This window comes from Neobacillus vireti (genome assembly GCF_036962465.1).
Lineage (GTDB): Bacteria > Bacillota > Bacilli > Bacillales > Cytobacillaceae > Neobacillus > Neobacillus vireti_B.
The window spans coordinates 369-19499 of sequence record NZ_JBALNF010000021.1 but is presented as its reverse complement, the minus strand read 5'-3'; the positions used below and the strand labels follow the sequence as shown (position 1 = coordinate 19499).

Genomic DNA, 19131 nt, shown 5'->3' with positions numbered 1-19131 from the left:
TTTTTAATACATTCATAAACTGAGGGAGATAAAAAAACTTGGTAAGGATCACCATTCTTATACCTACTTATAATGAGGAAGAAGTGCTGAATCATTTATATTTACGTATAAACGAAGTCATTAACCAAATTGATTCATATGATTTTGAAATCTTATTTATCAATGATGGAAGCACGGATCAGTCATTATCGATGATTAAGGATTTACGTGCAAAAGATGAAAGAGTTTCCTATGTGAATCTTTCACGAAACTTTGGAAAAGAAATATCGATGATTGCAGGACTGGATTACGCAACAGGCGACGCTGTTATTATTATGGATGCAGATTTGCAGGATCCACCAGAGTTAGTACCCGAAATGATCAAGTATTGGGAACTGGGATATGATGATGTGTATGCCAAAAGGAGAAGCCGGGCAGGAGAATCGTGGTTGAAAAAATCAACCTCCTCGTTCTTTTATAAACTGCTTCAGAAATTCACGAAGATCGATATACAAGAAAATACAGGAGACTTCCGCCTTCTAGATCGCCGCTGTATCGAGGCATTGAAACAATTACGCGAAACACAACGGTATACAAAAGGGATGTTCAGCTGGATCGGCTATAATAAAAAGGAATTATTATTTGATCGTGATCCAAGAGCCGCAGGGGAAACAAAGTGGAATTACCGAAATTTAATCAATCTGGCCATTGAAGGGATTACTTCGTTTACAATTGCTCCATTACGGATCTCTTCGTTGTTCGGCTTTATTATCTCTTTCTTTAGTTTCATCTATATTATTTGGATTGTTACCAAAACATTACTGTTCGGAAAAGATGTTGCCGGCTATCCCTCTTTAATGACCGTTATGCTGTTTTTAGGCGGGATTCAATTGATTTCACTCGGAATTATTGGTGAGTACCTGGGACGTATATTTAATGAAACCAAAAACCGCCCTCTCTATTTTGTTGATGAGTATAATAGAGAAAAGGTCATGAATAACGGAACTTCACAAAAAATTACGGTAGGGGCGAAAAATGAATAAGGAAGTTGTCTTATACCTGTTCTTTGGAATTTTAACTACGTTCATTAATATATTGAGCTTTTGGGTTTTAAACGGGTTATTTGGTGTTGATTATAAGATTGCCACTACCCTTGCCTGGTTTTTATCGGTTATCTTTGCATTTATAACAAACAAAAAATATGTATTTAACCGGAAATCTTCAGGAGGTCAATCTGTTCGCAAAGAGTTGATTAGTTTCTTCTTTTTCCGAGGACTATCGTATATTTTAGATTTAGCCGGTATGGTTTTACTTGTAGAAGTCATTCATGTTGATAGTACGATAGCAAAAATCATTACTAATATATTTGTCGTAATTGCTAATTATTTTGCCAGCAAATATGCTGTTTTTAAAAAATCATATGAATAATGATGACTCCAATAGGTCTCGTAATAGAGGAAAAGCTGCATCGCCTTGGACGAGCAAGGAAATGTACGTCTTTAAGTGATCATTACGAAGGGGTACCCGTATCAAAAGAGGAGATCCAGCCCATCGCGCTGGATTTTTTTTATGCTTTGTGATTAAATATAACGCTTGCCATAGCAGAGAATGCTAATCCTAGACCTCTCAAACAACCATAGATGAGGTTCCGTATGCGACTGTTCAATCTATTTTAATCACAAAGGTTCCACAAAAAAGAAGCAAGAGAACCGTCCCCTTGCTTCCATCTATTATATTTATTAGCAGATCACTAGTTGTTTTAAGTCAGTTTCTAATTCTTCAATCAATTTTTCAAGTGTGATTTCGGTTTCATTTTCGCCTTTTTCATAGGCTTTTTTGACAATTTGTGAAAAGTCGACAAGACTCTGCTTTGCGTCTAGGTTCAATTTCCTATTTCTCCCTCCTCTTTATCTAGTAAGCCTACATTTTACTATCAATTTCGACAATTGTAAATGTAGTTCTGATAGAAAATTGTGACATCTTGATGTAATAGATAAAAGTTTTAATTGATTTGCATATTTATATACCCACTTAGCCAAAAACACAAACCACCGCTTTCATAACGTAAGCGGTGGTTTGTGTTATATCTAGATTTAATCTTCAAAGAGCAGTTTTTTTAGTTTTCTTCGATATATTTTTATTTCGGCCAAATGGGACAAAAAGCCAAGCAGCAGCCCAAAAACTAGTCCATTATAAACGGGATAATCAAGAAACGGAAATCTTTGGATTATGCCTGTATCGTGCCAGAATAAGCCGAAGTCCATTCCGATAACAAAACCGATAAAGAATCCTGATAAGTAGGTTCGTTTTTCAACAACGTTTCCCTCTAATCTATTATTATTTGATATTGCCATATTCAAAGCCTGCCAAAGAGAAAACCCATAGATAGAAGGATAGAAAAGCCCCCAATTGTAATTAACCGAATCATGCGCACGCAGGAGGTCTCCGGTTAAAGTATCTAATAAAACTATATTTAAATGTGATTTTAAGTTGATTAAGAATTCTAGTACTAACAGTATAGTACCAATATAATAATCCCTATTGTATAGTTGTCCAAATCCTGGAAGAACCACTGACCATAACATGGCAGCTAAAGGGGATTTATAGGGCCGGCTACTTCTCATGGAGGTCTCTCCCTTACCTGAAATATATTGCTATAATTTCGCTGTAATGATGATTAATCCCTTCTTTTTTACATATTTTAGTAGATAAGTCCTGATTTAACGTCTAAATTTCTCCGTATCATACACTGATAGAAACTCCCTCGTAAACAACGATTGTCGAAAAAAATCTCATAAACCTCTTTCAATATAAACCCATAATTTTTTTATATCTATTTTCCTATATATTTGGTATTCTATTAAACGAGTGTAAAATATTTGTCAAATTTTTGGAGGTATACTCGAATGAGGTCTCAAAAGACGAAGAAAAAGAGAACTTGGTTGAAAGTCACAGGTATTATTCTTCTAGTCCTTGTTATTGGTGTAGGAGTTTACGCATATAGTGTATATAGTTCCTTAAAAACGGCTGTCACAACAATGCATGAGCCAAACGCCGTAAAACAGTCAGATAAACGTCAGGAACCGGTTGCCTTAACGGATAAAGATCCATTTTCAGTCTTAATGCTTGGTGTCGATGAACGAGCAGGCGACAGAGGCCGCTCCGATACGATGATCGTTTTAACCGTTAACCCAAACAACAATTCAGTGAAGATGCTCAGCATTCCTCGTGATACCCGTACCGAAATTGTTGGTAAAGGGAAAGTTGATAAAATTAATCATGCTTATGCCTTTGGCGGAGTCCAAATGTCGATTAACACCGTTGAAAACTTCTTAGACATACCGATTGATTATTATATGAAGGTGAACATGGAAGGATTCAGGGACATTGTAAATGCAGTTGGAGGTATCACTGTTCAAAACGATTTAGATTTCTCCAATGGAGGCTACCATTTCCCAATAGGGCAGGTAACTTTAAACGGAGATAAAGCACTAAGTTATACAAGAATGAGAAATGATGACCCAAGAGGTGACTTTGGCCGTCAATCAAGACAACGCCAAATTATTCAGGCTGTTATTAAAGAAGGAGCAAGCGTTTCAAGCTTGACCAATTACTCCGATATCTTTAATGCCCTTGGTAAAAACGTTAAAACCAACCTTACCTTTGATCAAATGATCGATATTCAAAAAAATTATAAATCTGCCGGGTCCAACATTACCCAAATGGAGATCAAAGAGACAGGTACTAAAATCGGTGGCATTTATTACGGGTTAGTATCTGATGCAGAGAAGCAACGAGTTCAAAATGAGTTGAAAGCTCAGTTAGAATTAAATAAATAAAAAGCAAATGCTGATTGGATTAATTCCAACCAGCATTTGCTTTTTATAATCATCTAATTGTTTAGCAAAACGTTAATATTACCAGATGCTTGCAAATAGTTCCATTAATTAATTAATGGAAGCATGAGAACCGTCCCCTTGCTCCGGCTTTTCTTTTTTCTTTCCACAGGTGACGCACTTGTCTGTGTAGTAGCTATATTTATGATGTTTACGGAAATAACAAATTAGTCCCATTAGTTTGGTTTTAATCATATGAATCATTCCTCCTTTGATTGCTCTTTATTAAGCATAGTGGTGGAATGTTATCAAATTATTACTAACAGATTAAAAACTACTAAAATTGAATTAAATTAGCATTAAAGAAGTTGTGGAAATTCCTTCTGGCATCCTATTATCCACTGATGGAGTGTGAAAGTGTCCATAGATGAATAGAAAGAATTCGATTAAAGATTATTCCATATCGTTCTAGCAGGACTATTACTCTATAAACGTCACCCTTATTAAGTCCCCCTTAATTTAGAACATCTAGGATAATCGTACTGACTATCAAAATAAAATTTCTTAAAAAAATACTAAAAAAGTCTTTGACATTTGTCGACAGCGATAATAAAATATGGGTAAGTTCTTCAATTATTGTTAATTTTTGTAGAAATAAACAAGAAAATCTCGATAACGGCAAACCTGGTGAAAACCAGCGACGCAAAGCTACAGGGACTAAAGCGCCATGCGCTAAGTCAGCCAGCTACCGAAAGATGGGCATATAGTTGCATTTTTATTGTGCAATTTTCCACCCGGGCTTCGGTAGAGGCTCGGGTTTTTTGTATTCTTTAAGGAGGTGGATCTTTGTTGCGATTGGTTAACTTGGGTACTGGACAAGTGATCGCCGAATCGATTGAACCAGCAGAAACTTTTTTTAAGAGATTCAAAGGTTTAATGTTTCGCAAAAATTTATCTCCAAATTCGGGACTCTATTTACGTCCTTGCAATTCCATCCATACTTTTTTTATGAAGTTCCCCATTGACGTGCTCTACATCAACGACCATGGGAAGATTGTCGGAATCGAGGAGCAGCTTGAGCCAGGGAAGATAGGAAAACGATTCCCAGGCGCTGCAGCAGTAATTGAACTACCTATCAACAGCATCAAGGCCTTCGAAATAACAGAAGGACAGTTAATAAAACTATCAGAAACCTAAAATTTTGAGGAGGAAATCAAAATGATGAACAAATTCAAAGCCCTAGTAGTAGAAGAACAAGGACAAGGTATGACAGAATACGGACTAATTTTAGGACTTGTAGCATTGGCTGCAGTTGTGGCATTAACGACTATGGGTGGAAAAATTAAAGATCTATTCACAAATGCTGGCGATAAATTAACTTCTAGTAAATAATATAATCCTAGTTTTTAAATAACTAGAAACCTAGCTCTGCAACCTGGTGTTGCAGAGCTATTTTAAAGACAATCACTTTTCCAAATAAAGGAGATGGTTAAGATGTTTCTCATCATAATCCTACTAGTCACTTTAGCTATTTCCGTATACACCGATTTAAAAAGCAGAAAAATTTACAACAAGGTCATCTATCCAGCCCTTTTGATGGCTGTTATCACCCATCTCATCTTACAAGGCTGGGACGGAATACTAACTTCACTTGGCGGCTTTGCGGTTGGATTAGGGCTGTTAATCATCCCCTTCTTCATGGGCGGAATCGGCGCAGGAGATGTAAAGCTTCTAGCATTAGTAGGAGCATGTAAAGGCTGGGTGTTTGCCATTTATACCGGTATTTACATGGCCTTCTTCGGCGCTCTAATTGCCCTCTTCCTTTTGGCGTTCGGAAAAGGGATGTTCAAAAAACTAGTCATCTTCCTTAATGGAATCAAAAACAAGCAAAACTGGTCCAATCAGTTTAACCGGAAGACCACCTATCCTTATGGTGTGGCCATTGCAGCCGGTGCCATCCTCGCCCTGTTTCTTGAAGGAAGAGTTAACCTATGGTAACTGGTTCAAGAAAACTGCTTAAACAAGAGGAAGGACAGTCGATGGTCGAGTTTGCGATGATTGTACCGATTTTTTTGTTGATGGTGGCCGGCATGATCAACATCGGCATTATCCTTTTCCATTATTTAAATCTGAACATGACTGCTCAAGAGGCTTCCCGCCTGGCAGGTTTAGGGAAAACAGATACAGAAATTAGCACATATGTAAAAGATCATACAACCTTAACGAAATTCGATAAGATGAGCGTAACAGTTTCTCCCACCGTCCGGAAATCAGGGGATTATGTGACCGTAACCCTCTCCTATCCAATCGCTGAGATCACGCCGATTTTTGACAAGCTGCTCTCTCCATATCAGCTAAAGGCAGCATCGACGGTTCGAGTAGAGTAAGTCATTTAAAAGAATCTGTAAAGGGCTGAACAGCAATGAAACGGAAAATCAACTCCCTCCTAAGGAGTGAACAGGGAAATATTATGGTAGTTTTTGCCTTTTCTATGGTATTCTTCCTTGGACTCGTCGGACTTGTCGTGGATATGGGTCTTGTTTACAAAGAAAAAAGCGACTTAAAAAAAGCGGCAACGACCGCTGTCCTCTCCGGCGCCCAGGAATTGACCAATGGAGATGCGGCACGTGTGCAAGCTGTCGTCAACAAAGTGCTGGCCTCTTATCAGGCACAATCGAGCCTGAATAGCCTGCAAACAGATTTGAACCAGCAAGTGAAGGTCATCTTAAAAAAACAAGTTCCCTTACGATTTGCTAAAATCTTCGGTTTGAACAGCATGACAGTACAAGCGCAGTCTACGGCAAAGGTTTTTCCAATTAGCGGACTTTACGGGGCCACTCCCTTAGGGATACCGGAATCGACTCCCATCACTTACGGTCAAACTGTTGCGCTCAAGGTCGGCGCCGGCGACGCCAATACCGGATCTTTTGGTATTCTCGCCTTAGAAGGAAAGGGGGCCAGTACCTATGAGGAAACGCTAAAAGTTGGTGCCAAACTCCAAGTTTCCGTTGGTGACATTATCGGCGTCCAAACCGGTAATATTTCCGGAGCCACCCAAAACGCGGTGAATTATCGGATAAGCCAGTGTCCAAATCCGAGTGGAGACTGGACCATAAGGGAATGCGCCCGGATTATTACCGTTATTGTCTATAAAACCTATAGTAGCAGCCAAATTAAAGTCACTGGATTTGCCTACTTTTATATCCAGCAGCAGATGAGCAACACAGACACCACCATTATGGGAACCTTTATTAAGCGGGTCGATACCGGGACCTATGGACCTGGAAGTCTAGACCGCGGGGCCTATATGGCTCGGCTTACAGAATAGGAGAATCAACATGAACAAACGGACCATTTTTCTCATTTCGATCTTCTTGGCAGGAATTGCAACGTTTCTATTCTATCAATATACCAATCAATTATCCCAGGAAGCATCCAGCACGGAACAGGTTAAAACCGTTATCGCCGCTGCCGCAGACATTCAAAACGATCAAGAAATAACCGAGAACATGATTAAAACAGTCGAGGTACCAGCAGACAGCGTTTATCCTGGTGCTGTTACAGATCCGTCTAAGATTGTCGGCCAATTTGCCGCGGCCGAGATCGCCTCAGGTGAAATCATCTTAGACCACCACCTTCAGTCCTTGGAGGAATCAACCAAATTAGAAGATAAAATCCAGCCTGATCACCGCGCTGTCACCCTGTCGGCAGGAGCGGTCGAATCCCTCGCCAATATGATTGAGCCTGAGGATACGATCGATATCATCTATACGGGCCCTTCATTGGACCCCAAACCAGTACCAGGATCAAACACCGTTGTGCTTCAGGCAAATGTTCGTGTATTGGCGGTCGGAAGGCGCATCCAAACAAAAGAAGCCTTTGCCGAATACGATTCGATCACAGTGGAAGCAACACCTGAAGAGGCAATCAAGTTCATCAAGGCCTCCAAAAAAGGAAGCCTGCAATATATTTTGCACAGTAAACGTAAAACAAAGGTGGAGGGATCGTAAATGAATGGCCCAGAACCAAACCAGAACCGGAAAGGGAAAATGGTGGTCATTTGCAGCGCAAAGGGCGGAATCGGTAAGACTACCTTGTCCGTCAACCTCTCGATGGCCCTGAGGAAAAAGAATGTACAGGTCGCCTTGCTCGACGGGGATTTCCAATTTGGTGACGTGGATATTGCCATGGATTTGGGCTCTTCCTTCTCCATCTATGATGCCCTCGAAAGCCTTCAAACCTTGGATACCTTCAGTCTGAACCGTCTGATGTCAACCCATACAAGCGGGGTCCGTGTACTGCCTGCTCCCGATAGACCAGAACTTGCTGATTTGATTACCCCAGAGGTGATTACCTATATTACAGATTTACTTTTAGAAGAATATGACTATCTGCTTGTGGATACAGGAACTGGTTTAAACGATCAAACCCTTACCCTAATGGAAAAAGCCGATCAAATTTTGCTCATGACCACATTAGAGCTGGTATCGATCAAAAATACCAAATTATTGCTCCGTACACTTCGATTATTAGAAATGATCGAAAAGGTAAAAGTCGTCATCAATCGCTCGACAATCGATAGCGTGGTTCAGGCCAATGAGGTCCTGCAAATCTTGCAAATCGAAAATCCCTTTTATATTCCTAATAATTTTTCGATTGCCTCCAAAGCATTGAATATCGGAAATCCGTTTGTCGCAAGTCATTCCAGTTCCGACATTGCCAAAGCGGTCTTTCAAATCGCTCAACATTTGGACTCCGACAATCCGAACCACTTGCCGGTCAAAAAGCCGTCACTGCTAGAAACACTGCTGCCAATGTCAAGGAAGAAAAGGAGAGGATAACCTGATGGGACTATTAGACAGAATTAACGAAAAAACGAAGCATTCAACAACGGGTTCGAAACCAGTGCCTGTCGGGACTATCCTGCCAAGCCGCAGGGATAAAGCACCCTCTAAACCGCCTTTAGAAAAGACGCCACCCATGCAGATCCTGACTGAAGTTCCAGTAGAACAGATCCCCTCATTTGAAAAGCCTGAGGTGAGAAAAAATGAACCGAGCCAGTTGATGGAAAAAGCAAACGAAGAAGTGGCTGCGGCCTCTGATCTTTTGAAAAAAGAAAAATCATCAACCTCAGCATGGAAAGAAAAACGTGTCAATACGATGACCGAGAAAAATCAGCACCAGATGAACGAAAAAAACCAAAAGTTAAAAGAAGAGCTGCAAAAGCGGATTTTGTCCAATTTTCAATATGATACCCCGGAGGAAATTCCCTCCAAGCTGGAAGGAATGGCACTTGAAATTATCCAGGAAGAGGAATCACTTCAGGGGAACATTGATCGCAGGCTCGTCATTAACGAACTGTACAATGATATTTCCGGCTTCGGTCCCATCAACCCGCTCTTGGCCGACCCTGATATCAGTGAAGTAATGGTGAACGGTCCCTTTCAGGTCTATGCTGAGCGGAAAGGAAAACTGGAATTAACGGATGTCCAGTTCCGAGACAATGAGCATGTGATGAACATTATTGAAAAAATTGTCGCTCCTTTAGGGCGCCGGGTCGATGAAAGCAGCCCGATGGTGGACGCGCGTCTCCCCGATGGATCACGGGTCAACGCAATTATTCCTCCCTTAGCCTTAAATGGTCCGACGATTACGATTCGTAAGTTTGCCGCCAATCCGTTAACCGTCAATAATTTAATCCAGTTCGGCACATTGACGACAGAAATGGCGCTGTTTATCGAGGCATGCGTAAAAGCCAGACTCAACATCTTTATCAGCGGTGGAACGGGCTCAGGGAAAACGACCACCTTGAATGTATTATCTTCCTTTATTCCAAATGATGAGCGGATCGTAACAATCGAGGATGCAGCCGAGCTCCAGCTCAGCCAGGATCATGTTATCTCCCTTGAAACGAGGCCGCCGAATATCGAAGGCAAAGGTGCGATTACCATCCGCGATCTGGTCCGCAACTCCCTAAGGATGCGGCCGGAACGAATCGTAATTGGTGAGGTCCGGGGCGGAGAGGCACTCGATATGCTTCAGGCGATGAATACCGGCCATGACGGCTCCTTGGCCACTGGACACGCGAACAGCCCGCGCGATATGATTTCCCGGCTTGAAACAATGGTGCTAATGGCCGGAATGGAATTGCCCATCAAGGCGATTCGCGAACAAATAGCCGGAGCCATCGATTTAATCATTCAACAGTCCCGGCTAAAGGATGGGTCGCGGCGAATTACTAATATTACCGAAGTGCAATCCATGGAGGGCGATGTCATTGTCCTGCAGGACGTCTTTGTCTTTGAGCAACGCGGCGTCGATGCGAATGGAAAAATTATCGGGAAACTAGTGCCGACGAGGGTACGTCCGGCATTTTACGAGCGGATAGAGAACGCCGGTATTCATATTCCCGCATCTGTCTTCTTCGAAAATGAGGAGGAGTAACGGCCATGTACCAGCTAGCTATATTGTTTGGTTTTCTCCTGTCGGTGTTCCTTCTGTTTTATTTTCTGTTACAGCTGTTTTTACCAAAAAAACAGGGCCTGAAAGATAGACTGCATCATTATTTGTTGAAGGAAACAGCCTCGAACAGTGAGGAAATACAGCCTGAAAAGAAGATTGAGAAAGAAACGTTCAGCTTTTTCCATTCACTTAAAATGTACAACAGCCGCCTAAAAAAGAAAGTCAATCATCGCAAATCGAATAAAAAAATAGAATTGTTTTTGCAAAGTGCAGCCTCCTCCTGGACACCAGGGGAATACATTGCTTTCCGCTGGATTTTTGGCGGAATCTTTGGCGGCATACTCTACATGCTGTCTGGTCAGCTCTTACTTTTATTGATTGGCTTTATCGTTGGTTTTCTGTACCCCAAGTTGCTGTTAAGCGCTAAACAAAAAAAACGCATACGGCAATTTAATGATGGGCTGCAGGATATGATTTCCACCATTATCAGCTCTATGCGGGCGGGTTACAGCTTTAACCAGGCCTTACGAGCGGTAGCAGAGGAATCCTCTTCCCCGATGAAGGAAGAAATCGAACTGCTTTTAAAAGAACTGCAGTACGGGATCAACATGGAGGACGCTCTTCACCGTTTATATGAACGAGTGCCGAGCAAGGATTTAGATATTATGATTCAAGCCGTGCTCATTCAAAGACAGGTGGGCGGAAACCTGGCAACCGTTTTAGCGATGATTGTGGATACCATCCGCGAACGGCAAAAAATCCAGGCGCAAATCAAGTCCCTTACCGCTCAAGGCAGAATGTCCGGAGCGGTGATAGGTGCCCTTCCCCTTGTATTGGGAGTGCTTATCTATTTCATCCAGCCGAATTATATAACCATTTTGTTTACGGACAAAATGGGCATCCTTCTCCTCTCCGTGGCACTCGGGATGAGTTTACTGGGATTCGTTTTGATTCAAAAGCTAACCAAAATAGAGGTGTAATACATGATGTACCTTATATTTTTTGCGGCTCTTTTTTTACTCCTATATGGCCTATTGCTAATCCCAATGGAGAAAAGAAGCCGAGTAAAGAAGCGGGTCCAAGTTTTATTAGATGAACGAGATAAACCAGCTCCCTTTTCCCCGGAAGAAAAGGATAAAAAAGAATCCTTTCAAAAAAGGGTCCTTTTGCCACTTTGGATGCGAGCAAAAAAAGGGCTTGCCAAACGTATGCCCGGCAAGCAGATGGATAAGCTCGACAAGCTGTTAATGCAAGCGGGCAACCCCTTTGGCATGACCGGGACTGATTTTCGAATCAGCCAATTCGTTTTCTTGATCGCCATGCCTGTCCTCTCAGTCGGCTATGGCATGCTGCTTGAATTTCCAAGCAATCAACTAGTTCTCTTTTTCGTCGTCGGTTTGGGAATCGGACTCTTAATCCCCCGTTACTATTTAACTGCCAAAATAAAACAGCGAAAAAAGCAAGCTACATTGGAATTGCCGGATTTTGTCGACTTATTGTTGGTCAGCTTGGAAGCGGGCTTGGGGTTTGATTTGGCCCTCAGCAAGGTAATTGGTAAACAGGACGGGGTATTGGCGAAGGAATTTCGCCGCTGCCTCGAGGAGCTCCGGCTCGGGCGCTCCCGCCGTGAAGCGTTGACCGGCTTGCGTGACCGGCTGGAAGTAGACGAACTATCGACTTTTATTAATAATGTTCTGCGGGCAGAAAAGCTCGGGGTTGGAATGGTGCAAGTACTACGCATTCTCACCGTTGATATGCGGGATCAAAGGCGACAGAAAGCAGAGGAAACGGCCATGAAGGCGCCAATCAAAATACTGTTTCCTCTTGTATTGTTTATCTTCCCGAGCCTGTTTATTGTTATTCTTGGCCCTGTCGCCATCCAGTTATACAACGATTTTATGAAATAAGAAGACGGGAGCAATGAAGGTATGTTTCGTATTCTCTATCTATTTTTATGGTTATTTCCTTTTTTTGTGTTTCCGTTTAATCAGTATATTACCACAGTAAAAATGGGATTATTAGCATACCTTTGCTTCGCGCTCTGGCTTTACATCTTAATTAAAAGCTATCGGCAAAGGCAACGTGTATTCCAAGGCGCACCTACTTGGCCTGAGAAACTTCTATTGCTGTGGGCCATTTGGATTGGGCTGTCGACTGTTCTATCAAAGCACCCTTATATTTCAATATTTGGTGAAATGACACGACATGAAGGGCTATTAGCACTTTATTCTTACTTTACCGTCTTCGTCATCTCCTTTCGGCTTGTGCCGGCGGGGAAGGTTCGAAGCATCCTTTCAGGTCTAGTAGGTGCCTCGATGATCGCTTGTCTGTTCGGGTTATATCAAAAGTTCCATCACCCCCTTTTACCTTATATCGATGGAACCGGTCGGATTGAATCCTTCTTTGGAAATGCCAATTTTTATGGAAGCTACCTAGTGGTCATGCTCTTTTTGGCTATCATCCTGGTACTCCATTCCAAAGAGAGAAAACAGATAGGATGGTTTTCCTTTGCAGCCAACTTTTTATTGCTGAATATGTTATACACCGGAACACGCAGTGCCTTTTTAGGAACAATTGCTGGACTGTTGTTTTATAGTCCGTTTATTTGGCTGAAGTTCCCCGCATTACGTAAGCGATTTGCCATGTTACTTGTTAGTTTTGCCCTTATCTTTACTTTCGTGAATGCTTTAGAGAATAGCACCTATTTGCAAAGGATATTTAGTATTTTTCTAAGTGCGGATCAAGTATTAGGTTCCGACGATTCAGAGTTCGCCGGATCAGGCCGCTGGGGAATTTGGAAGACAGCCCTGCCACTCGTTGCCGAGTACCCAATTTTTGGTTCGGGACCAGACACGTTGGGATATGTCATTGATCAGGATGCTGTCTGTCAATACTTCCAGGAGAAGAATTGCTCCGTTGATAAAGCCCATAATGAATATTTACAAATCGCCATTACAATGGGCATCCCAGCATTGTTATTCTATTTAAGCTTTTTGAGCTGTATATTTTGGGGAGTCTGGAAAGCGATAAAAAAAGCAAGTGGAGAAAAACAATTAATTCTATCAGGCTTGTTTGCCTTGATTTTCGCTTACGTCATCCAAGCTTTCTTCAACATCAGCGTTGTTCCTGTTGCTCCTTATTTTTGGTTCATACTAGGGATAGTTTATCGATTGAAAGAGGAGTGGGATTGAGCTAAATGGTTTTTCCTGCCTATGCTAAACCTGAATCTACTATTAAAAACACCGCAGATTTCTGCGGTGTTTTGGTGTTTTTTCCGAATGTTAATTTTCGGTACGGTACAAATTTTCACGAGAATAATAGATTATTAAAAATCACCTTCAAAGGTGACCATGATATGTTTTCATTTTGTGTACTGTCGTATAATTGAGTTAGTAATGAGTATAGTACGTACCAGTGAATTGAAGCAGCTCCTTAACATGAACAACCACACATTAAACAAATCGAATAAGCACGTGAACAGTTGAAGTTAAGCTAATTTACGGTTATCCGTAAGCAAGTTCAAATCAGGTCTCAACATAAAAAGGAGAAATGCAATGTCTGAAGCATATCAAGTGATAAGTTTTGTTGAAAACCAAAATATAAAGATTGAGATTTTGGAGTATCAAAAATTAGGCGGGAATGATAATTTTTCTGTAGCTGAAAAGTTATATTTTGCGCAAAAATCGAACATTAAATTAAGACAAGTAAGGATTACACTTAAAAACAGCTCCCTTACCGCTGAATCAGGTGCCCTACAGTTTATGAAAGGAAATATTTCGTTAAAAAGTTTAGGAGGAACTAGTGCAAAGGGTTTTTTAAAAGGATTAGCCTCCAGTGTTTTAACCAATGAATCCATGATTAAACCACAATACCAAGGGAGCGGAATCATTTATTTAGAACCAAGCTTTAAACACTTTATGATCGTTGAACTTAATAACGAAGAAATCATTGCGGATAAAGGACTATTTTATTGCTGTGAATCGACTGTTTCGATTTCAGTCCAAGCAATGAAAAACATTTCTTCTGCCATTGCTGGAGGCGAAGGGTTATTTCAAACAAAAGTATCTGGAAGCGGATATTGCGTATTTGAAATTCCTGTTCCAGAGGATGAACTAGTGGAGTTTGAACTGCAAAATGAAATGGTTCAAGTAGATGGAAACTTTACACTTTTCCGGTTGGGAAATATTGATTTTACCGTTGAAAAATCAACAAAAAGTATTTTCGGTTCTGTTACATCCGGCGAAGGTCTGCTTCAAACATTTAGAGGAACGGGGAAAGTCTTTATCGCACCAACGTTACCTGTTTATGAAAAGTTAGGACATCTATTAAACCCGCTGCCGCCATCAAAATAAAAAGGATCTATTGCATAAGGTTACTGAAAATGGGACCAATCATTAATTACACACGTAGAATAACGACTAAAAAGAACCCTGTTAAATTTAACAAGGTTCTTTTTGATAGTTATTTTTTTCTCTTACAACAAAAAGCTTATTTTTTGCCAGCTACCCAATTCATACCCCAACCATAAGCACGATCCATTTGTTGATGACCGTTAAAGTATTCTACTAAGCGCTCTACTTTGAAGGTTTCATTCCTAACGTTTTCAATCATCGCAATTGCACACATTATTTTTCCGTTCCGGTGTTCGTTTAATCTTACCTCAATATCCGCACCGTTGGGATATTTTAGGGTAACAATACCATCCGCCTCTGACCAGTTGGCCACTCCTTCATAAATGAAAGAATATACTAATACACGCTTGATATCAGAGAGCTTATTTCCATTGATCCGTAAGTTCTCACCGCCCGATACGGCACCGGTTCGGTCATCTCCGTCAAGCTCCATGAAAGGAGCAGAATGGTAGGAACCAAAGGAATTACCTAAGGCTTGGACGCAGCCCCTTTGTCCATTTCTTAATTCATATAAGCATCCCAAATCTAAGTCAACGCCCTTAGAACCCCCGCCAAGCAAAGAGGCAAAAAATCCTCCTGAGTTTCTTGTTTGTTGGTTCCAGTTTAAATTAACTAAGATTTGTCCAATAGATTGTGTATTGCCTTTTGTAAGATTGATCGATTGCCCTTTTTTTGTTAATTCAACTTTATTTAAATTGACCATCCAACATTCCCCCATCCAGCAAAAATTTTTACTAGTTTATTAAACTTATTTCACTTATTAACTACGGAGAGGCATCATTTATTCGTCATTTATTTTTCCTTTGTGGCAGCAACTTCTGATTTTACTGCTTTTGATTTGTTGATTGCATGGATAACAAAAGTAGCTAAAAATGCCACGATTAAGATCGCAAAGAACGCCATATGCGGCAATTCATAACCGAATACACTAACAAACATCTTTACGGCAATGATCCCTATTAAAACAAATGCGGTATCTTCTAATTCTGGGACTCGCTCAATTAACGAGAGGAATAAACCTGCTACGGTTCGCATCATTAAAATGCCTAGTATTCCACCCAAAAACAACACCCAAACCTCATTGGATACGGCAAAAGCAGCGAGAATACTATCTACCGAGAAAGCTAGATCCATGAGCTCCACAGAAATAACCGTCGCCCAAAACAGGCCGAAAATTCGAACCGCCCAGCTTCCCTTAAACTCCGGCCCCTCCTCTTCCTCTTCCCCGCCACGGAAATGTTTGAATACAATCCAGCCAAGATAAAGAGCGCCCAGCACCTTAATGAACCAGAATTTCACTAAATAGACACCGATACCGATAAAGATGAAACGGAAGAAATACGCGCCGAACATACCGTACATCAAGGCTTTCTTTCGCTTTTCTTTCGGAAGGTGCTTTACCAAAACAGCTAATACCAAAGCATTATCAGCTGATAATAATCCTTCTAGTACGACAAGTGAACCAACTAACCCCCATGCAACAGGATCAGTTAAAACCTTCCCCCACATGCCTAGGTCAAAAAATAACCCGTAGGTATGTAAAATTTGATGAATGATGTCCAATTTAATTCCCCCAATAACAGTAGGAGAGAGGAAGTTGGATTCCTCTCTAATTAGATATTAAATCGTTATATACTTAATCCATACGAATTAACAAGTGATGCTAGTCCACCCTGATAGCCTGCACCAACAGCGTTAAACTTCCAATCGTTTCCGTATCGATAGATTTCACAGAATACAACAGCTGTTTCAACACTAAAATCCTCGCCAAGGTCGTAGCGTAAAACTTCCGCACCTGTATCCTCATTTACAAGTCTTACAAAGGCATTTGCAATTTGACCAAAGTTTTGACTGCGAGCCTCTGCATCATGAATCGTTACCGTAATCGCTATCTTCTGAATATCATACGGAACTTTAGCTAGGTCAATTTTGATTTGTTCATCATCTCCGTCTCCTTCACCTGTCCGGTTATCCCCGGTATGAATAACAGAACCATCTATACTTTGAAGGTTGTTATAGAAAATAAAATCTAATTCCGTACGGCATTTACTAGCTGCGTTTAATAAGAAGGCAGAGGCATCCAGATCATAATCCGCACCGCCGTCATACTGCTTTACATCCCAACCAAGACCAACAATAATCTTTGTAAGGGTTGGATTATTTTTTGTTAAATCAACTCGTTGACCTTTGCTTAACTGAATTGCCATGTTTTATCCTTCTCCTTCTCTTGTGTTATCACCTAAAGTGAAATTTTTTGAGAATCAAACAAGCCACAAAATATTAACTATCACGATAATTTTTAACGTTTTGGAGAATATGATGACAGCTTGTCGATTTCCACCACATATATGTAAAAAGAAAAAATCTAGCTCCATTTTAGCTATAATACACCTCATGCGTATACCAGCTTTTTACAAAAAAGCCGTCAATTTTTGTTGTTTCTTGTCAAATGTATAGCCTTTGTCACAAAGTTTTCCATTTTGATGAGACATGGGTTTTATTTCACATTTCTGATTAGTTTATGTCTAATCTATGTGTTGACACATAAAAGTAAAAAATAATGATTTTGGTTTCAAGTAAATATTTTCGGGGTATCCCAATGTCGACAACGTTTTTAAATTAAATCTATTACATTCAAATCATAGGAAATGTGATACGAGGGGGAAATTTGTATGAAGTTACAAAGATTAATGAAGCTATTCTATCCTGTATTAATGATTTTTACATTGCTATTACTGCCCTCACAGAATTCACAAACATATGCAAAAACGAACATTACAAAACCCCCAAAAGTTGAAAATGCTACCGCCTACATAACTTCCTTCAACCAGATAAATGGAAAATGGGTGGGGAAATTTGATTATATCCAATGGTATTTCGGCAAGTCTGCTGATAGAGAGTTTTTTAAGGATTGTAAATGCCAGAAGGAAATGGATGGTGCCCCAGACGGGTACTGGATACGAAACGTTAATCCTAAGATACGCACTTTTACCATTTCAAATAATGCCCAATATATCTTACAGACACGCAGTTTATACGAAATCAAATGGAATGAAAAGGTAACCAGAAGCCAGTTTATTACTTTCTTGAATCAGCGGGATAAGCACCATCAGATTCCTTTTCATCTCGAGATAACAAATGGGATTGTAACAAAAATTACAGAACAATATATACCTTAACATAATAAGCCCATTACTTCTGATACAGAGATAATGGGCTTATTTATGTTAAGCATTTTATAAATAATACATCGATAACAAAGAGGCCAAATTTGACCCCTTCTACTTTAACCTATATCTTCAAATATCTTCTCAAATGTTGTAAGGTTCATTACTAAAAAAGCACTATGATTCTAGAAATTCCTGTTATTCCCTTACCGCTTTATCATTCGTAATTTTATGTTTTATAATTGGATAGTCACGGACGAGCAAGGAAATGTACGTCTTTAAGTGATAATTATGACGTGGGAAACGAACCAATATCCAAAGAATAGAAAAAACCCCCAATAAAGCAACAGATTTTTACGATTTCATCTGTCTACCTTATCGGGAGCATATTTTATCCAATCAGCTTTTTTTCACGTTACTTAACGGTGATCTTTCTAGTTACCATTGTTTTGTTTCCAGATTTATCGGTAACAGTATAGATCAATGTGTACGTTCCCTTTTTCTTTGTGTTTACGATTCCAGTTATTTTTATAGCATTTGTTAAATTACCATCAGCATTATCTTTTGCTGTCACACCAGTTCTAGCGTTAAATCCAGAGTTTAGCTTTATGGTTTTATTTGTTGCCCCTGAAATTACTGGTTTAACATTATCGATGACGGTTATTTTTCTAGTAACTGTCGTTACATTTCCTGATGAATCCTTGACCGTATAAATTAAGGTGTAAGTTCCTGTTTTCTTCGTGTTAACGGTGCCTGTCACTTTCATTAGCTTGGTCAAGTCCCCATCAACATTATCCTTTGCCGTTACTCCTGATAATGGGTTGAACGATGAGTTAATTAGAATTGTCTTGTTTGTCGCTCCAAAAATGATTGGTTTAACGTTATCGATGACGGTTATTTTCCTGGTGGCTGATGTTACATTTCCCGATTTATCCGCAACCGTATAGGTTAATGTATAAACACCCTTTTTACTTGTGTTAACTGAGCCTGTTACTTTAATTGCACTTGTCAGGTCTCCATCTACGTTATCCTTGGCTGTAACACCGAGTTTAGGATCAAAACCTGTATTTATGTTAATAACTTTACCTGCCACTCCAACCATAACAGGCTTTACTGTATCCACTACGGTAATTTTTCTTGTTACCGTTGTCGTATTTCCTGAGCTATCTCTAACATTATACGTTAATAAATAGACTCCTAGTTTCTTATTATCTACAGTGCCTGTTACAACAATACTTGATGTAATATTTCCATCCACATTATCTGTTGCTGTTA

The 19131-nt window shown here is 40.2% G+C and carries 22 protein-coding genes, 1 pseudogene and 1 riboswitch; of the genes and pseudogenes, 16 read left to right on the top strand and 7 right to left on the bottom strand.

The features are described from left to right. Positions 1-38: 38 nt before the first annotated feature. Both V7077_RS08765 and V7077_RS08760 read left to right on the top strand, forming a co-directional pair. Complete coding sequence (locus tag V7077_RS08765; protein ID WP_335500486.1) at positions 39-1022, top strand: glycosyltransferase family 2 protein; 984 nt, start codon at positions 39-41, stop codon at positions 1020-1022. Then, complete coding sequence (locus tag V7077_RS08760) at positions 1015-1407, top strand: GtrA family protein (RefSeq protein WP_335500483.1); 393 nt, start codon at positions 1015-1017, stop codon at positions 1405-1407. Before V7077_RS08765 ends, V7077_RS08760 begins: the two co-directional genes overlap by 8 nt. 311 nt (positions 1408-1718) lie before the next feature. On the opposite strand, the gene V7077_RS08755 is transcribed toward V7077_RS08760, so the two are convergent. Further along, the gene (locus V7077_RS08755) at positions 1719-1865 is read right to left on the bottom strand and encodes a hypothetical protein (protein ID WP_335500481.1); all 147 of its coding nucleotides are present in this window, start codon (positions 1863-1865) and stop codon (positions 1719-1721) included. A 207-nt stretch (positions 1866-2072) separates the two neighbouring features. Next, positions 2073-2603, bottom strand: a complete 531-nt coding sequence (locus V7077_RS08750) for a hypothetical protein (RefSeq protein WP_335500479.1) — start codon at positions 2601-2603, stop codon at positions 2073-2075. Between the two features lie 282 nt (positions 2604-2885). On the opposite strand from V7077_RS08750, the gene tagU reads away from it, so the two are divergent. Continuing rightward, complete coding sequence (gene tagU / locus V7077_RS08745; protein ID WP_335500477.1) at positions 2886-3818, top strand: polyisoprenyl-teichoic acid--peptidoglycan teichoic acid transferase TagU; 933 nt, start codon at positions 2886-2888, stop codon at positions 3816-3818. A 108-nt stretch (positions 3819-3926) separates the two neighbouring features. On the opposite strand, the gene V7077_RS08740 is transcribed toward tagU, so the two are convergent. Further along, positions 3927-4070: a hypothetical protein gene (locus V7077_RS08740; protein WP_335500474.1), complete on the bottom strand. Its 144-nt coding sequence runs from the start codon at positions 4068-4070 to the stop codon at positions 3927-3929. Between the two features lie 412 nt (positions 4071-4482). Continuing rightward, positions 4483-4568: riboswitch (cyclic di-GMP riboswitch) on the top strand. A gap of 93 nt (positions 4569-4661) precedes the next feature. Between V7077_RS08740 and V7077_RS08735 the strand changes: the two genes are divergently transcribed. The 12 genes from V7077_RS08735 (at position 4662) to V7077_RS08680 (ending at position 14629) form a co-directional block, all read left to right on the top strand. Next, the gene (locus V7077_RS08735) at positions 4662-5012 is read left to right on the top strand and encodes a DUF192 domain-containing protein (RefSeq protein WP_335500472.1); all 351 of its coding nucleotides are present in this window, start codon (positions 4662-4664) and stop codon (positions 5010-5012) included. 21 nt (positions 5013-5033) lie between these two features. After that, positions 5034-5207 (top strand): Flp family type IVb pilin, encoded by a 174-nt coding sequence (locus V7077_RS08730; RefSeq protein ID WP_335500470.1) that lies wholly within the window; start codon positions 5034-5036, stop codon positions 5205-5207. 102 nt (positions 5208-5309) lie between these two features. Continuing rightward, positions 5310-5813, top strand: a complete 504-nt coding sequence (locus tag V7077_RS08725) for an A24 family peptidase (protein WP_335500467.1) — start codon at positions 5310-5312, stop codon at positions 5811-5813. Continuing rightward, entirely contained in the window at positions 5807-6202 is a 396-nt protein-coding gene (locus V7077_RS08720) for a TadE/TadG family type IV pilus assembly protein (protein WP_335500465.1), read from the top strand. The genes V7077_RS08725 and V7077_RS08720 overlap by 7 nt, the downstream gene beginning before the upstream one ends. Positions 6203-6237: 35 nt before the next feature. Next, positions 6238-7143: a TadE/TadG family type IV pilus assembly protein gene (locus tag V7077_RS08715; RefSeq protein ID WP_335500463.1), complete on the top strand. Its 906-nt coding sequence runs from the start codon at positions 6238-6240 to the stop codon at positions 7141-7143. Between the two features lie 10 nt (positions 7144-7153). Next, positions 7154-7825, top strand: a complete 672-nt coding sequence (gene cpaB / locus V7077_RS08710; RefSeq protein ID WP_335500462.1) for a Flp pilus assembly protein CpaB — start codon at positions 7154-7156, stop codon at positions 7823-7825. Beyond that, positions 7826-8656, top strand: coding sequence for an AAA family ATPase (locus tag V7077_RS08705; RefSeq protein ID WP_335500460.1), 831 nt, complete (start codon positions 7826-7828; stop codon positions 8654-8656). Between the two features lie 319 nt (positions 8657-8975). After that, positions 8976-10259: a CpaF family protein gene (locus tag V7077_RS08700; protein WP_335500687.1), complete on the top strand. Its 1284-nt coding sequence runs from the start codon at positions 8976-8978 to the stop codon at positions 10257-10259. Positions 10260-10264: 5 nt separating this feature from the next. Further along, positions 10265-11257 carry a type II secretion system F family protein gene (locus V7077_RS08695; RefSeq protein WP_335500458.1) on the top strand — a complete coding sequence of 331 codons (993 nt, stop codon included), beginning with the start codon at positions 10265-10267 and terminating at the stop codon, positions 11255-11257. 3 nt (positions 11258-11260) lie between these two features. Beyond that, positions 11261-12184: a type II secretion system F family protein gene (locus tag V7077_RS08690; RefSeq protein ID WP_335500456.1), complete on the top strand. Its 924-nt coding sequence runs from the start codon at positions 11261-11263 to the stop codon at positions 12182-12184. Between the two features lie 21 nt (positions 12185-12205). Continuing rightward, on the top strand, positions 12206-13468 hold the full coding sequence (locus V7077_RS08685) for an O-antigen ligase family protein (protein WP_335500454.1): 1263 nt from the start codon (positions 12206-12208) through the stop codon (positions 13466-13468). Positions 13469-13831: 363 nt separating this feature from the next. Then, on the top strand, positions 13832-14629 hold the full coding sequence (locus V7077_RS08680; protein ID WP_335500452.1) for an AIM24 family protein: 798 nt from the start codon (positions 13832-13834) through the stop codon (positions 14627-14629). 136 nt (positions 14630-14765) lie between these two features. On the opposite strand, the pseudogene V7077_RS08675 reads toward V7077_RS08680, so the two are convergent. The 3 genes and pseudogenes from V7077_RS08675 to V7077_RS08665 all read right to left on the bottom strand — a co-directional run. Then, positions 14766-15389 (bottom strand): annotated as a pseudogene (locus tag V7077_RS08675) (TerD family protein); the annotation flags it as partial. Positions 15390-15481: 92 nt separating this feature from the next. After that, complete coding sequence (locus V7077_RS08670; protein WP_335500449.1) at positions 15482-16252, bottom strand: TerC family protein; 771 nt, start codon at positions 16250-16252, stop codon at positions 15482-15484. Between the two features lie 65 nt (positions 16253-16317). Further along, positions 16318-16896, bottom strand: a complete 579-nt coding sequence (locus tag V7077_RS08665) for a TerD family protein (RefSeq protein ID WP_335500447.1) — start codon at positions 16894-16896, stop codon at positions 16318-16320. 465 nt (positions 16897-17361) lie between these two features. On the opposite strand from V7077_RS08665, the gene V7077_RS08660 reads away from it, so the two are divergent. Beyond that, the gene (locus V7077_RS08660; RefSeq protein WP_335500445.1) at positions 17362-17868 is read left to right on the top strand and encodes a hypothetical protein; all 507 of its coding nucleotides are present in this window, start codon (positions 17362-17364) and stop codon (positions 17866-17868) included. A gap of 403 nt (positions 17869-18271) precedes the next feature. Here the strand turns inward: V7077_RS08660 and V7077_RS08655 are convergent. Continuing rightward, a partial coding sequence (locus tag V7077_RS08655) for an immunoglobulin-like domain-containing protein (protein ID WP_335500443.1) occupies positions 18272-19131 on the bottom strand: 860 nt, incomplete at its 5' end.

Excerpts from the sequence above, each read along its gene's own strand:
- V7077_RS08760 (WP_335500483.1), top strand. The coding sequence starts at position 1,015 with ATGAATAAGGAAGTTGTCTTATACCTGTTCTTTGGAATTTTAACTACG.
- V7077_RS08750 (WP_335500479.1), bottom strand. The coding sequence starts at position 2,603 with ATGAGAAGTAGCCGGCCCTATAAATCCCCTTTAGCTGCCATGTTATGG.
- tagU (WP_335500477.1), top strand. The coding sequence starts at position 2,886 with ATGAGGTCTCAAAAGACGAAGAAAAAGAGAACTTGGTTGAAAGTCACA.
- V7077_RS08740 (WP_335500474.1), bottom strand. The coding sequence starts at position 4,070 with ATGATTAAAACCAAACTAATGGGACTAATTTGTTATTTCCGTAAACAT.
- V7077_RS08730 (WP_335500470.1), top strand. The coding sequence starts at position 5,034 with ATGATGAACAAATTCAAAGCCCTAGTAGTAGAAGAACAAGGACAAGGT.
- V7077_RS08725 (WP_335500467.1), top strand. The coding sequence starts at position 5,310 with ATGTTTCTCATCATAATCCTACTAGTCACTTTAGCTATTTCCGTATAC.
- V7077_RS08720 (WP_335500465.1), top strand. The coding sequence starts at position 5,807 with ATGGTAACTGGTTCAAGAAAACTGCTTAAACAAGAGGAAGGACAGTCG.
- V7077_RS08715 (WP_335500463.1), top strand. The coding sequence starts at position 6,238 with ATGAAACGGAAAATCAACTCCCTCCTAAGGAGTGAACAGGGAAATATT.
- cpaB (WP_335500462.1), top strand. The coding sequence starts at position 7,154 with ATGAACAAACGGACCATTTTTCTCATTTCGATCTTCTTGGCAGGAATT.
- V7077_RS08705 (WP_335500460.1), top strand. The coding sequence starts at position 7,826 with ATGAATGGCCCAGAACCAAACCAGAACCGGAAAGGGAAAATGGTGGTC.
- V7077_RS08700 (WP_335500687.1), top strand. The coding sequence starts at position 8,976 with ATGACCGAGAAAAATCAGCACCAGATGAACGAAAAAAACCAAAAGTTA.
- V7077_RS08695 (WP_335500458.1), top strand. The coding sequence starts at position 10,265 with ATGTACCAGCTAGCTATATTGTTTGGTTTTCTCCTGTCGGTGTTCCTT.
- V7077_RS08690 (WP_335500456.1), top strand. The coding sequence starts at position 11,261 with ATGATGTACCTTATATTTTTTGCGGCTCTTTTTTTACTCCTATATGGC.
- V7077_RS08685 (WP_335500454.1), top strand. The coding sequence starts at position 12,206 with ATGTTTCGTATTCTCTATCTATTTTTATGGTTATTTCCTTTTTTTGTG.
- V7077_RS08680 (WP_335500452.1), top strand. The coding sequence starts at position 13,832 with ATGTCTGAAGCATATCAAGTGATAAGTTTTGTTGAAAACCAAAATATA.
- V7077_RS08665 (WP_335500447.1), bottom strand. The coding sequence starts at position 16,896 with ATGGCAATTCAGTTAAGCAAAGGTCAACGAGTTGATTTAACAAAAAAT.
- V7077_RS08660 (WP_335500445.1), top strand. The coding sequence starts at position 17,362 with ATGAAGTTACAAAGATTAATGAAGCTATTCTATCCTGTATTAATGATT.